20 protein-coding genes are annotated in these 19,604 nt (G+C 55.2%); 13 read left to right on the plus strand and 7 right to left on the minus strand.

Annotated elements, in window-relative coordinates; translation table 11 throughout:
- Positions 1-92 precede the first annotated feature (92 nt).
- Entirely contained in the window at positions 93-1,055 is a 963-nt protein-coding gene (gene ispB, locus FIU95_RS02565) for an octaprenyl diphosphate synthase (protein WP_152451205.1), read from the minus strand.
- A 248-nt stretch (positions 1,056-1,303) separates the two neighbouring features.
- Between ispB and rplU the strand changes: the two genes are divergently transcribed.
- From rplU to proB, 4 genes are all read left to right on the plus strand, one after another.
- The gene (gene rplU / locus FIU95_RS02570) at positions 1,304-1,615 is read left to right on the plus strand and encodes a 50S ribosomal protein L21 (protein WP_152451207.1); all 312 of its coding nucleotides are present in this window, start codon (positions 1,304-1,306) and stop codon (positions 1,613-1,615) included.
- Between the two features lie 17 nt (positions 1,616-1,632).
- A complete protein-coding gene (gene rpmA / locus FIU95_RS02575) occupies positions 1,633-1,890 on the plus strand; it encodes a 50S ribosomal protein L27 (RefSeq protein ID WP_073277572.1) in 258 nt (85 codons plus the stop codon).
- A 199-nt stretch (positions 1,891-2,089) separates the two neighbouring features.
- Positions 2,090-3,295 carry an Obg family GTPase CgtA gene (gene cgtA, locus FIU95_RS02580; RefSeq protein ID WP_152451209.1) on the plus strand — a complete coding sequence of 402 codons (1,206 nt, stop codon included), beginning with the start codon at positions 2,090-2,092 and terminating at the stop codon, positions 3,293-3,295.
- Positions 3,296-3,430: 135 nt separating this feature from the next.
- Positions 3,431-4,552 carry a glutamate 5-kinase gene (proB, locus tag FIU95_RS02585; RefSeq protein WP_216646338.1) on the plus strand — a complete coding sequence of 374 codons (1,122 nt, stop codon included), beginning with the start codon at positions 3,431-3,433 and terminating at the stop codon, positions 4,550-4,552.
- 70 nt (positions 4,553-4,622) lie between these two features.
- Here the strand turns inward: proB and rpsT are convergent, their stop codons facing one another.
- The 5 genes from rpsT to FIU95_RS21060 form a co-directional block, all read right to left on the minus strand.
- Positions 4,623-4,889: a 30S ribosomal protein S20 gene (gene rpsT / locus FIU95_RS02590; protein WP_020411431.1), complete on the minus strand. Its 267-nt coding sequence runs from the start codon at positions 4,887-4,889 to the stop codon at positions 4,623-4,625.
- Between the two features lie 142 nt (positions 4,890-5,031).
- Complete coding sequence (locus FIU95_RS02595) at positions 5,032-7,065, minus strand: ATP-binding protein (protein ID WP_152451213.1); 2,034 nt, start codon at positions 7,063-7,065, stop codon at positions 5,032-5,034.
- A gap of 65 nt (positions 7,066-7,130) precedes the next feature.
- Positions 7,131-7,820 carry a proteobacterial dedicated sortase system response regulator gene (pdsR, locus tag FIU95_RS02600; protein WP_152451215.1) on the minus strand — a complete coding sequence of 230 codons (690 nt, stop codon included), beginning with the start codon at positions 7,818-7,820 and terminating at the stop codon, positions 7,131-7,133.
- 237 nt (positions 7,821-8,057) lie between these two features.
- Positions 8,058-8,744: an OmpA family protein gene (locus FIU95_RS02605; RefSeq protein WP_152451217.1), complete on the minus strand. Its 687-nt coding sequence runs from the start codon at positions 8,742-8,744 to the stop codon at positions 8,058-8,060.
- Between the two features lie 155 nt (positions 8,745-8,899).
- On the minus strand, positions 8,900-9,037 hold the full coding sequence (locus tag FIU95_RS21060; RefSeq protein WP_172975300.1) for a hypothetical protein: 138 nt from the start codon (positions 9,035-9,037) through the stop codon (positions 8,900-8,902).
- 175 nt (positions 9,038-9,212) lie between these two features.
- On the opposite strand from FIU95_RS21060, the gene murJ reads away from it, so the two are divergent.
- The 6 genes from murJ (at position 9,213) to ispH (ending at position 16,737) form a co-directional block, all read left to right on the plus strand.
- On the plus strand, positions 9,213-10,823 hold the full coding sequence (gene murJ, locus FIU95_RS02610; protein WP_152451219.1) for a murein biosynthesis integral membrane protein MurJ: 1,611 nt from the start codon (positions 9,213-9,215) through the stop codon (positions 10,821-10,823).
- A gap of 126 nt (positions 10,824-10,949) precedes the next feature.
- Positions 10,950-11,933, plus strand: coding sequence for a bifunctional riboflavin kinase/FAD synthetase (gene ribF / locus FIU95_RS02615; RefSeq protein ID WP_253868814.1), 984 nt, complete (start codon positions 10,950-10,952; stop codon positions 11,931-11,933).
- 49 nt (positions 11,934-11,982) lie between these two features.
- Positions 11,983-14,787 (plus strand): isoleucine--tRNA ligase, encoded by a 2,805-nt coding sequence (gene ileS, locus FIU95_RS02620; protein ID WP_152451221.1) that lies wholly within the window; start codon positions 11,983-11,985, stop codon positions 14,785-14,787.
- Positions 14,780-15,307 (plus strand): signal peptidase II, encoded by a 528-nt coding sequence (lspA, locus tag FIU95_RS02625; RefSeq protein WP_152451223.1) that lies wholly within the window; start codon positions 14,780-14,782, stop codon positions 15,305-15,307. The genes ileS and lspA overlap by 8 nt, the downstream gene beginning before the upstream one ends.
- 6 nt (positions 15,308-15,313) lie before the next feature.
- On the plus strand, positions 15,314-15,754 hold the full coding sequence (locus tag FIU95_RS02630) for a peptidylprolyl isomerase (RefSeq protein ID WP_152451225.1): 441 nt from the start codon (positions 15,314-15,316) through the stop codon (positions 15,752-15,754).
- A gap of 50 nt (positions 15,755-15,804) precedes the next feature.
- Positions 15,805-16,737, plus strand: a complete 933-nt coding sequence (gene ispH / locus FIU95_RS02635; protein WP_152451227.1) for a 4-hydroxy-3-methylbut-2-enyl diphosphate reductase — start codon at positions 15,805-15,807, stop codon at positions 16,735-16,737.
- A gap of 27 nt (positions 16,738-16,764) precedes the next feature.
- On the opposite strand, the gene FIU95_RS02640 is transcribed toward ispH, so the two are convergent.
- A complete protein-coding gene (locus FIU95_RS02640) occupies positions 16,765-17,325 on the minus strand; it encodes a GspH/FimT family pseudopilin (protein ID WP_152451229.1) in 561 nt (186 codons plus the stop codon).
- Positions 17,326-17,477: 152 nt separating this feature from the next.
- On the opposite strand from FIU95_RS02640, the gene FIU95_RS02645 reads away from it, so the two are divergent.
- From FIU95_RS02645 to FIU95_RS02655, 3 genes are read left to right on the plus strand one after another with little or no spacing between them, the layout of a single operon-like run.
- Positions 17,478-18,032, plus strand: a complete 555-nt coding sequence (locus FIU95_RS02645; protein ID WP_152456065.1) for a GspH/FimT family pseudopilin — start codon at positions 17,478-17,480, stop codon at positions 18,030-18,032.
- An 11-nt stretch (positions 18,033-18,043) separates the two neighbouring features.
- On the plus strand, positions 18,044-18,472 hold the full coding sequence (gene pilV, locus FIU95_RS02650) for a type IV pilus modification protein PilV (RefSeq protein ID WP_152451231.1): 429 nt from the start codon (positions 18,044-18,046) through the stop codon (positions 18,470-18,472).
- A 5-nt stretch (positions 18,473-18,477) separates the two neighbouring features.
- A complete protein-coding gene (locus FIU95_RS02655; protein ID WP_152456067.1) occupies positions 18,478-19,590 on the plus strand; it encodes a PilW family protein in 1,113 nt (370 codons plus the stop codon).
- Positions 19,591-19,604: the final 14 nt, after the last annotated feature.

Raw genomic sequence — 19,604 nt, forward strand, 5'->3', positions numbered from 1 at the left:
AGTCAAAAAAGCCCCATAAAATGGGGCTTTTTTAATGGGGGTTACCTTGAGAAATCTGGTCTCCTTGTATCTAGGGCGATACTTCGAGCTTGCTAGACATTTCTCTCCACGGCGAAGCTGGCTAGTTGTTGTAGTGCGGTTTTTTGGTCGCTCTCGGGTAGGAAGTCCAGCTGAGCTTTGGCATCCTCCACAGCAGTACGGGCCCGTTCCATGGTGTAATCCAGGGCTCCGCAAGCCTCGATAGCCTCGACAATTTCCACCAGTTTTGCCGCGCTGCGCTGTTCAATGGCTTCCCTGACCAGGGCTGCTTGGCTTTCGCTGCCATTGGCTATGGTATAGATCAGGGGTAGTGTGGGCTTGCCTTCCGCCAGGTCGTCGCCGACGTTCTTACCTAGCTCTTCCGGGTTGCCGCGGTAATCCAGGGCGTCATCTACCAACTGGAATGCGAGGCCCAAATGACGCCCATACAGTTTCAAGGCGTTTTGTTCCTCGGCGGAGCATTCGGCCAGAACCGCGGCTGTCTCACAGGCCGCTTCAAACAGCGCTCCAGTCTTCTTGTAAATTACACCGAAATAGTTTTCCTCGCTGACTTCTGGGTCGCCTGCGTTTACCAGCTGCTGTACTTCGCCCTCGGCAATGGTGTTGGTGGTGTCGGAGAGGAGCGCCATGATGCGCATGTCCTGCAGGGCAATCATCATCTGGAAAGCGCGGGAGTAGAGGAAGTCTCCCACCAGGACGCTGGGTGCATTACCCCACTTGGCATTGGCGGTGAGGCGGCCGCGGCGCATATCGGAGGTATCCACCACATCGTCATGAAGTAGAGTGGCGGTGTGGATAAATTCGATAATGGTGGCCAGATCAATATGGCTCTCATCTCGGTAGTTACAGGCCCTGGCACAAAGCAGCACTAATAGGGGGCGCAGGCGCTTGCCGCCGGCTTCAACCAGGTAGTGGCCTATATTTTCCACCAGGGGGACATCCGAGTGCAGTTGGTCGAGAATACGCTGGTTGACCGCGGCAAAGTCTTCGGCGGCGACCCGGTGAAAAGGCAGCATTTGAGAGTTCCTTAATACGACTAGACAAGCGCCGCCGAAGGCTCGGGCGGCGGAGGGTCGCTATTGTATCAACCCGGCGAATTGATTAGAATCTGCGCCCCGTCGATTGTGGGCTCCGCGGTTTTTAGAGCCGATGGTACCGCCGGCGAAATAGATGTTAAACAACACGGCGCAAGCTCCCGAAATGCGGAGCAGTGACTGAACAGTCCTCCCGCTGCTTCGTGTCGTCCATATCGGAGCATAGAAATATGTACGCTGTTATTGAGAGCGGTGGCAAGCAACACCGTGTAGAAGAAGGCGAAGTACTTCGCCTGGAAAAGCTGGAAGTAGCTACTGGCGAAACCATCGATTTCGACAAAGTGCTGATGGTCGTTGATGGCGACACAATCAACATCGGCGCTCCCGTTGTAGACGGCGCTAAAGTATCTGCTGAAGTGGTAAGCCACGGCCGCGGCGAGAAGGTGAGAATCATCAAGTTCCGTCGTCGTAAGCACTCCATGAAGCGCCAGGGCCACCGTCAGTGGTACACCGAAGTTAAAATCACTGGCATCAAGGCATAAGAGAGGAGTAACGACTCATGGCACATAAGAAAGCTGGCGGTAGTACGCGAAATGGTCGCGATTCCGAGAGTAAACGCCTGGGCGTGAAGCGCTTTGGCGGCCAGTCTGTAGCAGCAGGCAACATCATCGTTCGTCAGCGTGGCACCAAGTTCCACGCCGGTGTTAACGTTGGTATGGGCAAAGATCACACCCTGTTCGCCACCGCGGACGGCGTTGTGAAGTTCGAAGTTAAAGGCCCCAATAACCGCAAGTTCGTTTCTATCGAAACTGCCTAAGCGGTCACAAGCCCTAGCTTCATCAAAAGCCCCGCTATTGCGGGGCTTTTTTGTTGGAAAAGTCCCGATAGTCCAGTGGCGGGAAGCTGGGGTGGCAGGTGCCTGCGTGGGGCGGCTTGTCGGCTGGTATGATGAATATGATGGTAGGTGCGAATATGTGCGCACCGGATGAGACAACCGCTGTGGCGGTGGAGTGATTATGAAGTTTGTCGATGAGGCGCCCATCTTTGTGCAGGCGGGTAAGGGTGGCAATGGCTGCCTGAGCTTCCGCAGAGAAAAGTTTGTAGAAAAAGGTGGCCCGGATGGTGGTGACGGCGGCGATGGCGGTTCCGTCTATTTAGAGGCCGATGACTCCCTTAACACCCTGGTAGACTACCGTTACCAGCCCCGCTATGCCGCTGAAAGTGGTCAGCCCGGCCGCGGGCGCAATTGTACCGGGGGCAAGGGCGAAGACCTTGTCTTGAAAGTGCCCGTGGGTACAACCGTGATCGACGTGGATACTGGCGAGGCCATCGGCGATATGACCCGGGCGGGTGAACGCCTGCTGGTCGCCCAGGGAGGCTTTCACGGCCTGGGTAACACACGCTTTAAATCCAGTACCAATCGAGCTCCCCGCCAGACCACTAATGGTTCTGAAGGTGAATTCCGCAACCTGAAGCTGGAGCTGAAGGTGCTCGCAGATGTGGGGATGCTGGGGTTGCCCAATGCCGGCAAGTCTACGTTTATTCGGGCGGTATCTGCAGCTAAGCCCAAGGTGGCCAATTACCCCTTCACGACCTTGGTGCCAAACCTGGGGGTGGTACAGGTGCAGAAGCACCGCAGTTTTGTGATTGCCGATATTCCGGGATTGATTGAGGGGGCAGCAGAAGGGGCGGGTCTGGGTATCCGGTTCCTCAAACACTTAACCCGCTGCCGAGTGTTGCTGCACCTGGTGGATTTGGCGCCATTTGACGGTTCAGACCCGGTGGAGAATGCCCGCGCCATCGAGCGTGAGCTGGCTACTTTTAGTAGCACTCTGGCTGGTCGCGAGCGCTGGCTGGTGCTGAATAAGACCGATCTGGTGCCGGCTGCTGAACTGGAAGAGCGCTGTCAGTCGGTTGTGGATGCGTTGAGTTGGAAGGGGCCGGTATTCCGCGTGGCGGCTATACGCGGTGAAGGCACCGATGTACTCAGTGGCCGTTTGATGGACTACCTGGAAGACCGTCAAGAGCAGGAAGATCGCGATCCGGAGTTGGCCGAGGCCGAGCTGGAGGCGCAGCGCCAGATGCAGCGCGAAGCCCGCGAGCGCATTGAGGAGCTGCGGGAGAGCCACCGTGCCAAGCGCAAGGCCGCGAAGGGCCTTGTGGATGATGATGAAGACTGGGACGATGACGACCACGATGTCGATATCGAGTACCGCCCTTGAATTGTACCTTTCCGGCGGCATGCCCTTGCCGCCGGGTAGAATTTCAGTCGGCTCCCGGTCTTTTCGGCAAATAAATTGATCACTCGTTAGGCCCCGAGGGGCCGGTGTCCAGGGGGAAGTATGGGCTCCGTATCAATGTCCCGCAGGGGGCTTTCTAAGGGGCGGCGCTGGGTGGTGAAAATTGGCAGTGCCCTGCTCACTGACAATGGTCGCGGCGTCAATAGTGTGGCCATTTCCGCCTGGGTGGCACAGATCGCCGAATTGCGTCAGCAGGGCGTTGAGGTGGTGTTGGTTTCCTCCGGGGCGGTTGCCGCGGGTATGGATCGCCTCGGTTGGCATCGCAGGCCGGAATCGATTCATCAGCTGCAGGCCGCCGCAGCGGTAGGGCAGAGCCACCTGGTGCAGGTTTACGAGCAGGCTTTTGGCCACTTCGATATCCGCAGTGCCCAGATTTTGCTGGATCACGATGATCTCTCCAATCGCACCCGCTACCTCAATGCGCGCAGTACACTCCGAACCCTGCTCTCTTTGGGGGCTGTACCGATCGTCAATGAGAACGACACCGTTGTAACCGATGAGATACGTTTCGGGGATAACGATACTCTGGCAGCGCTAGTGGCGAATCTTGTGGAGGCGGATACTCTGCTGATTTTGACCGATGCAGACGGGCTCTTTACCCAGGACCCCCGCGATAGCCCCGATGCGGAACTGATTGGTGAGGCATCGGCGTTGGATTCCAGGCTGCTGGGAATGGCAGGGGACTCCCGCAGTGGCCTCGGGCGCGGTGGTATGACCACCAAGGTGCGCGCAGCACAACTGGCCGCTCGCTCTGGAGCCTGCACCGTGATTGCGGGGGGTGCCAGGGAGCAAGTAGTCACACGGGTATGGAAGGGGGAGGCCCTGGGTACCCTCCTGCTGCCCGAGGCGGGCCCCCTGGCAGCGCGCAAACGCTGGCTTGCCGGGCAGTTGCAGGTCCGCGGCAGCCTCACTCTCGATAGTGGTGCTGAGAAGGCATTGCGCGATGGCGGCAAAAGCCTGCTATCCGTTGGGGTGACTGAGGTGCAGGGTCGCTTTCACCGGGGAGACTTGGTTTCTTGCCGTAATAGTGCGGGACAAGAGGTCGCCCGCGGTCTGGTGAATTACGACAGTAGTGAGAGTGCCAGGATTCTCGGCCAGTCGTCAGAGCGCTTTGTCGACCTACTCGGCTATCGTGATGATGACGAGCTGATACACCGGGATAATCTTATCCTGCTCTAGTGGCAATGCCGATTTTCATGCATAAAAAAACCCCGCAATGCGGGGTTTTTTGTGTCTGCTACCTAAAGAATTAGGCGGCCAGAGCTTTAACCTGAGCGTTCAGGCGGCTCTTGTGACGAGCGGCTTTATTCTTGTGAATAATGCCTTTGTCTGCCATGCGGTCGATAACGGGAACCGCTTCTGCGTATGCAGTTTTTGCTTTTTCCGCATCGCCGGCATCGATGGCCGCAACTACCTTCTTGATGTAGGTGCGCACCATGGAGCGCAGACTGGCGTTATGCATGCGGCGCTTGTCGTTTTGGCGCGCGCGTTTCTTCGCTTGAGGTGAGTTGGCCACCGGTTGCTCCTGTCTGGAATCTATAAATCTGTAACTAACAGGCCCTGGGGCCCGATCGGGACGCGACATTATCCCCACAGCTGGTTGTTTGTCAACCATCTGCGCAGACGCCTTGCGCTTTACTTTCAATACCGGTGCTTGGTTAGCGGCTCGGCAGCTTCAGGCTGAACTCCACACCGCTGTTATCAACACGATTTCGGGCCTCCAGGCGGCCCTGGTGAAAGTCAGCGATCAACTTAGCGATATGGAGCCCAAGGCCCAAATGCCCGGCGTTGTCACCCTCCTTGCGCACGGATACCAGTGAATCGAATAGCTTGTGTGCATAGCCATTGGGTAGCAGTGGACCGTCGTTACTCACACTGATCAGGTAGCCGTCCTTTTCACTCCGGGCTAAAAGCCGGATTTCACTGCCCTCTGGGGCGAAGCTGCAAGCATTGTCTACCAGTTTATCTAATAGCTGCGCCAATAGCTCCGGGGCTCCCTCGCAGCGAAGTTCGCCGTTGGGTTTGTTCAGTGAAAAGCGGTGGCGAGGGTGGGCATCGCTGTAGCATTGCACCATGACTTCCAGCAGATCTGCCAAGTCAAAGCGCTCTCGCTCTGCCTGGTGAATACTGGCTTCCAGGTTGCTGGCTGCGGAGAGACTGTTGAGGATTCCGGATAGGCGGGCACTGCCATCCATCGCGCGCTCTGCATAGCGACGGCTATCTTCATCCAGTTCGCCTGCGGAGAGATTGTCGAGGGAAGAGCGCACCACTGCGAGAGGTGTACGCAGCTCGTGGGACAGCTTACTGGCAAGGGTGCGCAGATATTGGTGATACTGGTCCAGCTCTCCCAGAAGGCTGGCAAAGGCGCGGTTGAGTGCGCCCAGTTCATCACTGGCGGAGGAGCGGGGGAAGTTGCCGCGCAATTTGCCGCTACTGTCGACCGCATTACGCGCGGCGCGGTGCAGTTTGCGAATACGCCACGACAGCCAGCTGGCGTAGCCCAGTAAAAACAGCAGTGCCGTTGCCGCTGCCGCACAGCTAATCAGCCACAGCCGGTGCGCGGCGCCCTCAGTTACCGATTGCATGACCTCAGCGGATTGCAGCACGAGTACCCGTCCCAATAGTGGCCGTTCTATGACTTCATCAGCTCGGGTAATCACGGGCACACTGACTGCGCCTATACGCGACTGCAGTGGCCCGCCAAACCACTGCTCTGCCGTATCGCGCCCTATACCGCTGCTGAGAGGCAAGTCATTTTCGGGTAGTTTTGGTAGCTCTTCCCTGGCGAGTAACTTGCGGTAAATCCAGCTGCGCAGCCAGGGCCGAGGTGCGCTCTCCTCCGCATCAACCTCTTGTGGTTGGCCATTACTGGCAAGCAGGAATCCCTCGCTATCTACGACTGCCAGGCGCAAGCCTGGGCGAGCAAAGTGATCGAGCTCTTGTTGTAACTCAGGCAGCGGGGCAACTAAACGCCCCGGTTGGCCATCGGCGGGCAGGGTGCTGGCGCTGTGGATTGGTGTCGCACCGTTGCTATTGGCGCGGTCCTGTACTCGAATGGACAGGCCACCACCGGTGAGCGCATAGGGAAGGGTGAGCTCTAGTTGATACCCTTTGGGTGAGGTGGTCCAACGCCCGCGCAGGCGCAATTCGCGTTGGTAATCACCTTCGCGTGGGTTGTGCCACAAAGCCTCGACCGGGCCCCGACTCGCCACCGGCAACAAGTAATGGCGCCCGCGGGTAAACAGTTCGACAGTATCCCCTCCCGCAAGCAGGTTTGTGCGGGGGTCTCGGTAAGCGGGGGTCTCATCACTGACTGTTAACAGCAGGTAAATCTGATCCTCAAACTGGCCGAGGGTGATTTGCGCCTGGGGCATGAGCTGCTCATTGAGTAGTTCACGAGGTGTGAGCTCCCAGGGGCGCCAGTCATCCCCGTAGCCATCAACGACCGGAGGGTGGGAAAGTGGATTTAGGTAGAGTTGGCTGCCCGGTGGGCGCGCGTGGCGTGCGGGGTCTGGAGCAATGAGCTGCGGGGTGCTTGCCAGGCGCGCGGCAATCGCCGCAGCTGTGGCCTCGAGGGCTTGCAACTGGCCCTGTGCCAGTGCCGCATCCACCTGGCGGAGGTATTGGCAGCCTGCCCAGGGCAGGGCCAGAGCCACAAGGCTCACCAGCAGGAGTTGACGGCGAAGTTTCATGTATGAGCTCTCGAAATACTGTGGGCCGGCAGGTGTGCTGTTAGGGTTATCCGCTATAAGGGCTATTAAAGTTGCCAGCGATACCCCATGCCATAAGCGGTGCCTATAGCGTTAAATTCACTATCCAGGGCCTGAAATTTCTTGCGGATCCGTTTTACATGGGAAGTAATGGTGTTGTCGTCCAAAACTACTCGAGCGGCCTCCATTAACTGGCTGCGGGATTTCACATGTCCGGGGCGTTTGGCCAGGGCGTGGACTATCCAGAATTCCGTGACAGTGAGGTCCACTGCCAGCCCGTTCCAGTGGCAGTGCAATCGGGAGATATCCAGCTCCAGCTTACCCTGGGTCAGGCTTTCTCCTTCATTGCCCTGATCGCGTAGTACGCTGACCCGGCGCAGCAGCGCATTGATACGTGCCTGCATATGGGGCAGGGAGATATCCTTGGTGAGGTAGTCGTCGGCGCCGAGGCGCAGGCCGGAAATAATATCCAGCTCGGAATCCCTGGCGGTGAGAAACAGAATCGGCAAGCTGGGGGCCATGGCACGTAGCTCCCTGCACAACTCAAAGCCGCCTTCTACTTCGCTACCCAACCCGACGTCGATAACGGCAAGATCTGGCAGTCGCTGGCGAAAAGCCTCCATGGCCTCAATTCTTGCGCTGTAGAGATCGACTCGATAACCACTGCGGCGCAGTGCATCGCGGTAATTTTCGGCGATGGCGCGCTCGTCTTCGACAATAGCGATAGTTGCACTCATGGTTGATTCCGACGGCTTCTTTTGTGGCGGAGAATCATGCACGAAATTGCAGCTTATTGGCAAAAAGGCGGGCACAAATGGCCCGCAAACAACAGGGTTTCTTTCAGGGGGAGAGTTTTAGCGTATTTGTAATCCGCCTATATATGCAACTAGGTGCAACAGCGATTTGAAGTCGCCTTGCGCAGCCGCGAGGATTTGTAGTCCATCGCGGCGTTTTACAGTGGGGCTTGGCAGTCTTTAGAAGTGTCCGGCCATGGCTTCCGGCAGAGAGAAGCGGATATCCACACGACGCTCCATGGCATAGGCGTCAACATCCCCTTTGGGTGCCTGGGAGTAGGTGGCCCCCATGGCTTGACGGCTGATTCGGGAGGCGTCGATGCCTAGGGAGATCAGTGCCTGCTCAACACTCAGGGCGCGCTGGTCGGACAGCACGTTGTTGTAACCATCGCTGCCCCTTGGGTCGGCATGTCCCTCAAGATGGATCTGCAGATGGGGGTGACGCTTCAGAAAGTCAGCCATGGCATTCAGCTGTTGAAGCTGGGTGGCCTGAAGCTCATCTTCTCCGGTGGTGAATAACATCTGGAATTGCAGTGAATCCAGTGCCACTTGACTGGCATCATTCGCGGACAGTCGAGCCGCATCCAGTTGCTGTGCCAGGTTGCTGAGCTCTGCACGGCTCTCTGTCAGTTGTGTTGCCAGCATATCTGCCTCTTCTGCTTGCTTGACCTGTTCGCCGAGCCAGGCACCACCGATTGCACCGGCGATAAACCCGACTGGGCCCCCTACAGCGGCACCGGCAACGGCTGCCGTGGTAAAGACCGTGGCCTGTTTGGCCGGGGTCAGTTTTGATTCATTGAGTTCACTCGCCTGGGTACCAGAGGCGATCAGGGAAGTCAGGGCTGCAACCAGTAATGCTTTTTTCATTGCTACTCTCCTTGGAGGCTTTCTTTTTTACTCGGTGGGCTGTGTGTTTGGCCCGTTTGAGTGTTATTAAAAAGCTCCAAGGTGGCGCTGGCGGGGCGCAGTAGTGGCAAACTACCGCGCAATTGTGGCGAAATGTGGCGACCGGTGGTGTCCTGTTATTTCAGGCGGTGGTAGCGCCGGTCGCGGGGCGAATCTACGCGGACACGAACTCGCTGTGGGCGGGGGCCGCGCATTATCGCAATGTAAAGCACAATCGCCAGTGCCAGGGCAATAATCAAAGCGTTAATGGTCATCCTGTCTTCTCCCCGCGCCACCGGTTCCGTGGGACGCGTAACTAGCTCACAGCTAGTATAGGCTCGCGGGCTCCAGGTCGTAGGAGCACACAATTACCCATGTCTCCATGGTTTCCGTGGAATTGCGGTAGACTTGCCGGCCAGCAGGTCTCGCCCAAATCCAGGAGTCACAGCGTTGTCCCAGTTGCCCCCAACCCAAGACCAACCCACTGAAAAACCCGGTACGTCCAGACTTCTGCGCGGCAGCTCGGTGGTGGGGGCTGCGACTATGCTGTCCCGGGTTGCCGGCCTGGCCCGGGATATGGCACTGGCGCGCTTTGCCGGGGCAGGGGACGCCGCCGATGCCTTTTTTGTGGCCTTCAAGATCCCCAACTTTTTCCGCCGCTTGTTTGCTGAGGGCGCTTTTGCCCAGGCATTTGTGCCGGTTCTTGCGGAGTATCGACAAAAGGGCGGAATTGCCGCAGCGCGAGCACTGAATGACCGGGTCGCGGGTGCGCTCGGCGGTGTCCTGTTACTAGTTACTCTATTTGGGGTGCTGTGCGCGCCAATAGTGACCGGAATTTTTGCTTTTGGCTGGTGGTGGGACGGCAGCGAAAGAGAGAAGTTCGATCTTGCCGCCGGTATGCTGCAAATTACTTTTCCCTACCTGATGCTGATCTCTTTGGCGGGCTTCACCGGGGCCATCCTGAATAGTTTCGACCGCTTTGCTATCCCGGCATTGACGCCGATCATGCTGAATCTGGTATTGATCGGTGCGGCAACGGTGGGTACGGCTTGGTTCGATCCAGAGATTCTGGCCCTGGCCTGGGGTGTGCTTTTCGCAGGGCTGGTGCAGCTGCTATTCCAGTTGCCTTTTTTGGCGCGTGAGGGGTTACTACCAAGGCCCAAGTGGGATTGGAGCCATCCGGGGGTCCGTAAAATCCTGCGCTTGATGGCTCCGGCGATTTTTGGCGTCTCAGTCACACAAATCAGCCTGGTGCTGGATACCTTGTTGGCCTCATTCCTGCCCAGTGGCAGCGTTTCCTGGCTGTATTTTTCCGATCGCTTGACCGAATTACCGCTGGGTGTATTTGGTGTGGCTGTGGCCACGGTGATATTGCCGAGCCTGTCGCGTCTGCATAGTGATGGGGATCCGCGTCGATTCCGCCATACCCTCGACTGGGCGCTGCGCAGTGTCACGCTTATCTCCCTGCCCGCGGCGGTAGCATTGGTGGTGCTGGCTGAGCCACTGTTGACCACACTCTTTCAGTACGGCCAGATGCAGCCCCGCGACATGCAGATGGCGGCCTGGTCCCTGAGGGCCTATGCCCTGGGGCTGTTGGCTTTTATGTTGATCAAAGTGTTGGCGCCTGGCTATTTCGCCCGTCAGGATACCTATACACCGGTGCGCTTCGGCTTGATCGCGATTTCAGCCAAGATGGTGCTGAGTCTCCTGTTTGTTATTCCGTTGAATCATTATTTTAAGCTTGGTCATATGGGCTTAGCGCTGGCCACCGCCTGCCAAGCGGCGATCAATGCCTGGCTGTTGTACAAGGGCTTACGTAGGGACGATGTTTACGTGCCCGAGGCTGGTTGGGGGCGCTATCTGCTGCGATTACTCGCAGCCAACTTGGCGATGGTGGCTGTGTTGGTTGGGCTTCTCTACGTCTGGGAGGCCTGGAGTGCTTGGGGCTGGTTCGAACGAGCCTGGCGCATGGGGATAATAGTGGCCGCAGGAGGCTCGGCCTATCTACTGGCCCTATTTGTTTCAGGCCTGCGTCCGCGTCACTTTCGCGCTACAAGCTAGCTCGCTATTAGCTACTAACTATAAGCTCCGTAATGACGTTTATTGTACGGGGCCAGTAGCCACTGGCCGCCCGGTGGGAATCCGCTATACTGTGCGGCTCGATTTTATGAGGATGGGAAGATCGTTTTGGCCCAGGAGCGCGAACTAATTCGCGGGTTGCACAACCTGCGCCCCCGCCACCGGGGATGCGTGGCGACGATCGGCTCGTTCGATGGTGTACATCTCGGTCACCAGGCAATTATTGCCCAGCTGCAACAGCGAGCGCTGGAGTGGGGCCTTCCCTCGGTGGCCATTATATTTGAACCCCAGCCCCACGAGTTCTTTTCTGGTGAGAAAGCTCCCGCGCGCTTGATGCGTTTCAAGGAAAAGGTGCTGGCACTGTTCGATGCGGGCGTGGATCGGGTTTTGTGCCTGCAGTTTAATGAAACCCTGCGCGGACTCAGTGCCGAGGCTTTTATCCAGCGGATATTGCTTGACGGCCTGGGCATTCGCCACCTGGTGGTTGGCGATGATTTTCGCTTTGGCTGCGACCGCAGTGGTGACTACGAACTTTTGCAAAAGATGGGTACACAGAGCGGCTTCAGCGTGGAAGATACCGCGACTTTGGAAATACACGGTGCTAGGGTCAGCAGTACCCGTATTCGCGAGGCCTTACAGGACGGCGATTTCCAGTTGGCTGAGGCCCTCTTGGGGCGGCCCTACAAGATAACCGGCAGGGTAGCGCCTGGGCGTTCACTCGGCCGTCAGCTGGGCGCGCCCACGGCCAATGTGCGCCTGCATCGCTATCGCTCCCCCTTGGTTGGCGTTTATACGGTGCGCACCACCGCCACCGATAGTTCTGAACTCGCCAGTGGGCGGCGAGAAATAGATGGCGTAGCCAATGTGGGATTTCGCCCCACTGTAGAGGGGGAGGGTGCGCGTCCTCTGCTGGAGGTAAACCTGTTTGATTTCAACGGCAATCTCTACGGGCGGGAACTCGCCGTAGAGTTCTGCCACAAGTTGCGCAACGAGGAGAAGTTCGCCTCGTTGGATATTCTCAAGGCTCGTATCGCCGAGGATATCGATAATGCCCGGCAGTGGTTTAAACAAAACCCTCGACCGCATCCATAAACTGAGACGACCTAATTTATTTTTCTACTAGAGCTGAAGTAGACATCCAATGACTGATTATAAAGCGACCCTGAATCTGCCTGAGACCGACTTCCCCATGCGTGGCAATTTGCCGCAGCGTGAGCCGGCAATTCTGAAAAAATGGCAGGACAACAAGCTCTACGAAAAAATTCGCGAGGCGCGCGCCGGACGCGAGCAGTTTATCCTGCACGATGGCCCTCCCTATGCGAATGGCGATATTCACATTGGTCACTCAGTTAACAAGATTCTCAAAGACATCATTATCAAGTCGAAAACCTTGAGTGGTTTCGATGCTCCCTACGTACCTGGGTGGGACTGCCACGGCTTACCGATCGAACACCGTGTAGAGAAAAAAATCGGCAAGGCCGGAAGTAAAGTGGACCACAAGACTTTCCGCCAGAAATGCCGCGAGTATGCCGCCAAGCAGGTGGAAGGACAGAAGATAGATTTCGTGCGTCTGGGTGTGTTTGGCGAATGGGACAATCCCTACCGCACCATGGATTTCCAGTTTGAGGGCGATATTATTCGCGCGCTCGGCCGCGTGGTGAAAAATGGCCATCTGGCGCGTGGTTTCAAACCTGTGTACTGGAGTGTGGTGGGTGGTTCTGCGCTGGCTGAAGCGGAAGTGGAGTATCAGGATAAAACCTCTTATTCCATCGACGTCTGCTACCCGGTAAGTGAAGAGGCGGATCTGGCCATAGCCGATGCCTCTGGTGGCCACGCGGGGGAGGGCCCGCTGTCGGTGGTCATTTGGACTACAACACCCTGGACCCTGCCTTCGAGCCAGGCGGTTTCCGTAAACGGCGAACTGGAATATGTGGTGGTACAGGCGGGCAAACGTCGTTTGCTGGTTGCGGAAGCGCTGAAGGATGCGGTTCTAGCTCGCGCAGGCTTCGAAGGGGAAGTTGTGGGGCGCATTCGCGGCGCCGCTCTGGAGCACCTGAAAGTGCACCATCCCTTCTACGACAAGCTGCTGCCAATCGTCCTTGGCGATCATGTCACCACCGATGCCGGTACCGGCTGCGTGCATACAGCCCCGGACCACGGCCCGGATGACTTCCAGGTAGGCAAGCGCTACGGCATTGAAACCCTCAACTACATTGATAATAACGGTGTCTACCGCGACAACGTGCCGCTGTTTGCCGGTGAGCATGTTTACAAAGTGGATGACAAGATTGTTGCATTACTAGAGGAGCGCGGTGTGCTGCTGCACAAGGGCAAGCTGGAGCACAGCTACCCGCATTGCTGGCGCACCAAGACGCCGCTGATCTACCGTGCGACGCCTCAGTGGTTTATCAGCATGCAGCAAAATGACCTGATGGAGCAGGCGCAGAAAGCGGCAGATGACGTGCTGTGGATACCTGGCTGGGGCAAGGCTCGTATCGATTCCATGCTCAATGGCAGTCCAGACTGGTGTATCTCCCGCCAGCGTACCTGGGGAGTGCCTATTGCCTTATTCGTGAACAAAGAGACCCACGAGTTGCACCCTGAGTCCCCGGCATTGATGGATAAAGTGGCCGCTTTGGTCGACGAAAAAGGGATGGATGTCTGGTTTGATCTAGATGCCCGTGATCTTCTTGGTGATGAGGCGGAACACTACGAGAAAGTGACCGACACTCTCGATGTCTGGTTCGATTCTGGCGTGACCCATTACGCCGTGTTGGAGCGCCGTGAAGGTCTGCGCTTCCCCGCCGATCTCTACCTGGAAGGGTCCGACCAGCATCGAGGCTGGTTCCAGTCCTCCCTGAAGACCTCGATCGCTATCAATGGCTGCGCACCATATAAGCAGGTCCTGACCCACGGCTTCACCGTGGATGCCCAGGGGCGCAAGATGTCGAAGTCTATCGGCAATACTGTCGCCCCCCTGGATGTGATCAACAAGCTGGGTGCAGATGTCCTGCGCCTGTGGGTATCGGCCACCGACTTTAGTGGTGAAATGGCCGTTTCCGACGAAATTCTCAAGCGCACCGCCGATTCTTATCGACGTTTGCGCAATACCGCGCGCTTCTTCCTGTCGAACCTGGCTGGTTTTGATCCGCAGAAAGATCTATTGCCAGAAAATGAATTGCTGGCGCTGGATCGCTGGGCGCTGGATAAGGCTGCGCACCTGCAGGACGAGATCTTGGCAGCCTACGATAACTACCAGTTCCACCAGATTTACCAGAAATTACATAACTTCTGCGTAGTGGAAATGGGTGGTTTCTATCTGGATATCATCAAGGACCGTCAGTACACCACCAAGGAAGACAGTATTGCGCGCCGCTCGGCACAGAGTGCGCTTTACCATATTGTGCAGGCATTCGTGCGCTGGATAGCACCGATTCTGAGCTTTACTGCCGAGGAGTTGTGGCAGTTTATTCCAGGTAACAATGCCGATAGCGTCTTTATCGAAGAGTGGTATCCACTGCCTAAGTTGCCGGTAGAGGCCAACAAAGGTGCAGAATACTGGGCCGTAATGGCCGAGGTAAAAACGGCGGTAAATAAGGTATTGGAAGAGCAGCGTGCAGCTGGAGCCATCGGTGGATCCCTACAGGCTGCGGTTACTCTATATGCCAACGATGACCTGCGCGAGAAATTACTCGAACTGGAAAATGAACTGCGCTTCGTGCTGATTTGTTCCTCCACTTCTGTACAGCCGCTCAGCGATGCGGGGGGCGCCGAGGCTACCGAGCTTGAAGGCCTTAAAATTGGTGTGAGTAAGGTAGATCACCCCAAATGTGCGCGCTGCTGGCACTACCGCGCGGATGTGGGTGAGAACAGTGATTACCCGGATGTATGCGGTCGCTGTGTAGAAAATGTGACTGGTAAAGGCGAGGTAAGGCACTATGCCTAAGACCAATCTGCTGCTCGGTCATCCCTGGCGCTGGTATTGGCTGGCCCTGGCTGTGGTGATTCTAGATGTTGCCACCAAGGTTTGGGCCGTGGGTGAATTTATGTACGGCCCAGCGGTGCAAATTATTCCGGGGTTTCTGCAGTTTACCTATGCCGAAAACTACGGCGCAGCGTTTAGCTTCCTGTCTGATGCAGGGGGCTGGCAGCGGTGGTTTTTTGGCGTGATCGCAATGGTCTTTAGCATTGTTGTCACCATTTGGCTGTGGCGTTTGCCAGCGCTGAAGCGCTGGGAACCCTGTGCCCTGGCCCTGATTCTTGGCGGCGCCCTCGGTAACCTATGGGATCGGATTTTGCTGGGGTATGTACGGGATTTTATTTCCGTGTACTACGGCAGTTGGCATTTCCCTGTGTTTAATGTGGCGGATATGGGCATCAGTATCGGCGCAGCCATGCTGGTAATAGAGTTGCTTTTCTTTGCAGAAAAAGACGGCGACAAGACAAAAAATAACGCGGAAGTTTAACGAACCATGAGTAATAGCGTTATCGGCGAACACAGCCGCGTAACTCTGCATTTCAGCCTTAAGCTGGATGACGGTACCGAAGTGGATTCCACCTTTAAAGGCGATCCGGCCTCTTTTAGTGTGGGGGATGGCAGTCTCCTGCCGGGCTTTGAAAAAGCCCTGTTTGGTCTCAAGGCTGGTGATGAAGCGGAAATTGAAATACCCCCCGAACTGGGCTTTGGTCAGCGCAACCCGGCCAATATGCAGAAGGTTCGCCGCGATAGCTTTTCTCCAGATATTGAACTGGAGCCTGGCTTGGTTGTGTCTTTTGACAATGGCAGTGGTGAATTGCCGGGAGTGATCCGCGAGATTGAAGAAGATGAAGTGACCGTTGACTTCAATCATCCACTGGCAGGACAGACGCTGAATTTCCACGTAAAAATTATCGCAGTGGATTCAATTCAATAGGGCAATTTTTCACCCTTTGAACTGGTTATCGAAAGAGTGCTGAAGTAAAAATGCAAATCCGACTGGCTAACCCCCGCGGCTTCTGTGCCGGCGTAGACCGCGCGATTGATATCGTCAACCGCGCCCTGGATGTTTTTGGAGCGCCCATCTATGTGCGCCACGAGGTGGTTCACAATAAGTTTGTGGTGGAGAGCCTGCGCGAGCGCGGTGCCGTGTTTGTGGATGAATTGTCGGAAGTGCCCGATGATGTCATCGTTATTTTCAGTGCTCACGGCGTATCCAAAGTCGTACAGCAGGAGGCGGAGGATCGCAATCTGCGCGTATTCGATGCCACCTGCCCACTGGTTACCAAAGTGCACATTGAAGTCAGTAAGTTCAGCAGCGATGGCGCCGAGTGCATACTGATCGGCCATGCCGGCCACCCGGAAGTGGAGGGCACCATGGGCCAGTACGATGGTGCCGCCGGTGGCGCTATCTATCTGGTCGAAGACGAGGAGGATGTGGCAAGGCTACAGGTAAAAGACGAGAACAACCTCGCTTATGTAACCCAGACCACACTCTCTATGGATGACACCGCCCGTGTGATCGACGCCCTGCGCCAGCGCTTCCCCAACATCCGCGGCCCACGCAAAGACGACATTTGCTATGCCACCCAAAACCGCCAGGACGCCGTGCGCCAGCTCGCCTTGGAGAGCGATATGGTGTTGGTTGTGGGCAGCCCCAATAGCTCCAACTCCAACCGTCTGCGTGAATTGGCCGAGCGCTGCGGCGCTGATGCGAAATTGATCGACGGCGCCGCGGATATCGATGCCGATTGGCTCACTGGCAAACAATCCATCGGTATCACCGCCGGCGCCTCGGCTCCAGAGGTGCTAGTGCAAGAGGTGATCGGCAAACTGCAAAAGCTCGGCGCCAGCCTGCCCGAAGAGATGGATGGGCGTGAGGAGAATATTCGTTTTTCACTGCCTAAGGAGTTGCGCTAAATGGAGGTGGTTGAAGCGAAGGTGGGATTATGAGCAATCACTTTCATCTGCTTTCTCAATTCGCATTCGCCCACCGCTGGATAAAATAAAAGCCTTTCCATCGCTAGTTTCCTGGCTGCAGATATGTAGCGTTCCCATTTGAAGAGCCCCTTGAGGAGAGCCCACCTTACGGCTCTCCCCTGTGCTTATAAAAGAAATATAATCTGCAACTGGTCTGTTTGTCTTAACTCGGACTTTTTCCTGCGGGCCACTGCTAAGAATCAACACCTCATCAGTACCCCTATTCCCGTCATTATCGTTGTCGGCAAATATCTCCCAACCCTGCTCCCAGCTCCCCATATTGCGCATGGTTACCCGCTGATTACGGGTAATGGCATTGGTGCGGGTAAGTTGCACAGAAGCAAAAAACTCCTCGGCTGCGGTTTGCAGCTGAGTGTTTTGCAGCATTTGTGTAAAGCTTGGCAGACCGATCAAAAGAAATATCGATAATACCGCTAAGGTGATCAGTAACTCGAGTAGTGTAAAGCCCTGCTGAGTCATGTCCCCTCTCCATGGGTTATTAGACACAGGTCTCAGTTTCTTGACCATTGAATCTGCTGGAATTGCCGCTTGTCGAGCCCCCTTGGTGTGGTGCTGGCGGCAATGCTATTTTTGCAAATATAACTCTGGGAAAATTTCCCATCTAGATGCTTGGCGGCTGAGCAAACATCAAATTATTGGTACAAATTGAGTAGGAATTTATGCGGTATAAGCAGAGCCAACAAAAATGCTGTTTGCTGCAGCGAGGTTTTACCCTGATTGAGCTGATGGTCACTCTTGTAGTGTTAGCGGTGCTGGTTAGTATTGCTGTGCCAAGCTTTACTGACATGATCAATAACAATCGCTCTGTTGCGGTCTCAGAGAATTTTATCGGAGCGCTCAGCTATGCTCGTTCAGAAGCAGTTAAGCGCGCTGCTCGGGTTTCCATTTGTGCGAGCACTGATGGAATCAAGTGTTCTGCGGCCAATACTTGGTCGCAGGGCTGGATGGTATTTGTGGATACAGCTGGAACAGATAACAGTGTAAATATTGGAGTGGGGGAGGTATTGCGTATCTGGGAGGCTGACGATAATGCGGCTATCAGTGTTAAGCAAGGTACTGATACAAACTTTATACGCTACACAAGCCTCGGTACCCTGGGTCGATTCAATGAGACTACGATTATTACAAAAGTGACCGGCTGCACGGGTGCTAGTGCTCGCACATTGGTGATTAGTGGTTCTGGGGTACTTAATATAACTAAATCCAGCTGCTGAGGGTGAATTCTATGAAACTAATAAGTGGGCAGCGCGGCGTTGGACTTATTGAAGTTATGGTCACGGTATTGATCTTATCAACCTCCCTGCTGGGATTGGCCGCACTACAAAATAAAGCCTTGCAGTATAACCACAGCGCCTACATGCGCTCCCAGGCCAATATTCTAGCTTACGATATCTTGGAGCGGGTTCGGGCCAATCGCACAAAACTTGCGGATTATAAGTTGGCGGTAACCGCAAGTACTCCAACCAGCAGCTCTAGCCTAGCCGGGCAAGATTTAATTGAGTGGCGAGAGCTCTTGAAGCGTCAATTGCCGAATGGTACCGGTGGAATTACCTGTGACAACGATGGTAATTGTACAGCGACCATTCGCTGGGGGGAGCAGGACTCCACGGCTGCTGATGGAACAACCAGTTTTGAATATATGACACGGATATAAATACAATGAGATTATTGAAGCAGAGGGGTATCTCCCTAGTCGAGTTAATGGTCTCGATTACAGTGGGCTTGGTATTAATGGCGGGTGTGGTTCAGCTTTTTCTATCCAGCAAGGTGACTTTTAGCACCCAGAGTGCCATTACCCGGGTTCAGGAAACTGGGCGTTTGGCAATAGATTTTATCGCTGATGATCTGCGTATGGCGGGCTATATGGGCTGTGCCAATTTCGCAGAAAAACCCGTTGAAAATTATCTTAAGGATACTACAGGTCTTTTATATCGCTTTGATAAACCTATAGAGGGTATCGATGAAAATGTCACTGATACTGGCTATCCAAACCGTCTGAGCAACTCTGATGCCCTCATATTACGTAGTGCCAATAGCAATATGGTTGGATTGCAAGGGACAAGTGAAAGTGACCGTATTTATATAGAAAATACCGGTGTTGAAAAAAAAGGCTGCCCGAATAATAAAGATAAGTATAGCGGATTCTGTGAAGGCGATATTGTAGTGGTTGCCAGTTGCTCAAAAGGAATTGTTTTCCAAGCGACTAAATTTGAGTTCGCCAATAAATTGCCAACCGATGATCTGCCGGAGGTAGCTCCACAAGCCGAAGAGGAAGCAGCGGTCGGTAGCGATGCGAAGTATTTAGTTATTTATCACGAAGCAAATGACGGCTTTGATCCAGGTAATAATAATGGTAAAGGCGAATGGGCCGAAAGGGATTATTTTGGGAGTGATTCGCAATTACTAAGGGTAAACACCGTCTTTTACTATGTTGCCAATAATGTCACTAGTGGTCGCCCAGGACTTTTCCGCAAGGTCAATGACGAAGTACAGGAATTATTGACTGGTGTCGAGGAGATGCAGCTGAAATATGGCCTGAATACGAATAGTGACCGCGCTCCCGATAAATTTGTGGATGCAAAGGATATTCCAGCAAGTGAATGGGATAAAGTTACTGCGATTAAAGTGGAACTGTTGGTGGTTTCTACGGATGAAAATGCTTTAGATGAGCTGCAGAAATATACTTTTAACGGGAAATTGGTTACGGCACCAGATCGGAGAATGCGCCAAGTATTTACTAGCACCATTGCGATACGCGGTCGTATGCCATAACGGGAGTCTTCAAG

Origin of the sequence: Microbulbifer sp. THAF38 (assembly GCF_009363535.1) — a bacterium.
Taxonomy (GTDB): domain Bacteria; phylum Pseudomonadota; class Gammaproteobacteria; order Pseudomonadales; family Cellvibrionaceae; genus Microbulbifer.

Excerpts from the sequence above, each read along its gene's own strand:
- ispB (WP_152451205.1), bottom strand. The coding sequence starts at position 1,055 with ATGCTGCCTTTTCACCGGGTCGCCGCCGAAGACTTTGCCGCGGTCAAC.
- rplU (WP_152451207.1), top strand. The coding sequence starts at position 1,304 with ATGTACGCTGTTATTGAGAGCGGTGGCAAGCAACACCGTGTAGAAGAA.
- rpmA (WP_073277572.1), top strand. The coding sequence starts at position 1,633 with ATGGCACATAAGAAAGCTGGCGGTAGTACGCGAAATGGTCGCGATTCC.
- cgtA (WP_152451209.1), top strand. The coding sequence starts at position 2,090 with ATGAAGTTTGTCGATGAGGCGCCCATCTTTGTGCAGGCGGGTAAGGGT.
- proB (WP_216646338.1), top strand. The coding sequence starts at position 3,431 with ATGTCCCGCAGGGGGCTTTCTAAGGGGCGGCGCTGGGTGGTGAAAATT.
- FIU95_RS02595 (WP_152451213.1), bottom strand. The coding sequence starts at position 7,065 with ATGAAACTTCGCCGTCAACTCCTGCTGGTGAGCCTTGTGGCTCTGGCC.
- pdsR (WP_152451215.1), bottom strand. The coding sequence starts at position 7,820 with ATGAGTGCAACTATCGCTATTGTCGAAGACGAGCGCGCCATCGCCGAA.
- FIU95_RS02605 (WP_152451217.1), bottom strand. The coding sequence starts at position 8,744 with ATGAAAAAAGCATTACTGGTTGCAGCCCTGACTTCCCTGATCGCCTCT.
- FIU95_RS21060 (WP_172975300.1), bottom strand. The coding sequence starts at position 9,037 with ATGACCATTAACGCTTTGATTATTGCCCTGGCACTGGCGATTGTGCTT.
- ileS (WP_152451221.1), top strand. The coding sequence starts at position 11,983 with ATGACTGATTATAAAGCGACCCTGAATCTGCCTGAGACCGACTTCCCC.
- lspA (WP_152451223.1), top strand. The coding sequence starts at position 14,780 with ATGCCTAAGACCAATCTGCTGCTCGGTCATCCCTGGCGCTGGTATTGG.
- FIU95_RS02630 (WP_152451225.1), top strand. The coding sequence starts at position 15,314 with ATGAGTAATAGCGTTATCGGCGAACACAGCCGCGTAACTCTGCATTTC.
- ispH (WP_152451227.1), top strand. The coding sequence starts at position 15,805 with ATGCAAATCCGACTGGCTAACCCCCGCGGCTTCTGTGCCGGCGTAGAC.
- FIU95_RS02640 (WP_152451229.1), bottom strand. The coding sequence starts at position 17,325 with ATGGTCAAGAAACTGAGACCTGTGTCTAATAACCCATGGAGAGGGGAC.
- FIU95_RS02645 (WP_152456065.1), top strand. The coding sequence starts at position 17,478 with ATGCGGTATAAGCAGAGCCAACAAAAATGCTGTTTGCTGCAGCGAGGT.
- pilV (WP_152451231.1), top strand. The coding sequence starts at position 18,044 with ATGAAACTAATAAGTGGGCAGCGCGGCGTTGGACTTATTGAAGTTATG.
- FIU95_RS02655 (WP_152456067.1), top strand. The coding sequence starts at position 18,478 with ATGAGATTATTGAAGCAGAGGGGTATCTCCCTAGTCGAGTTAATGGTC.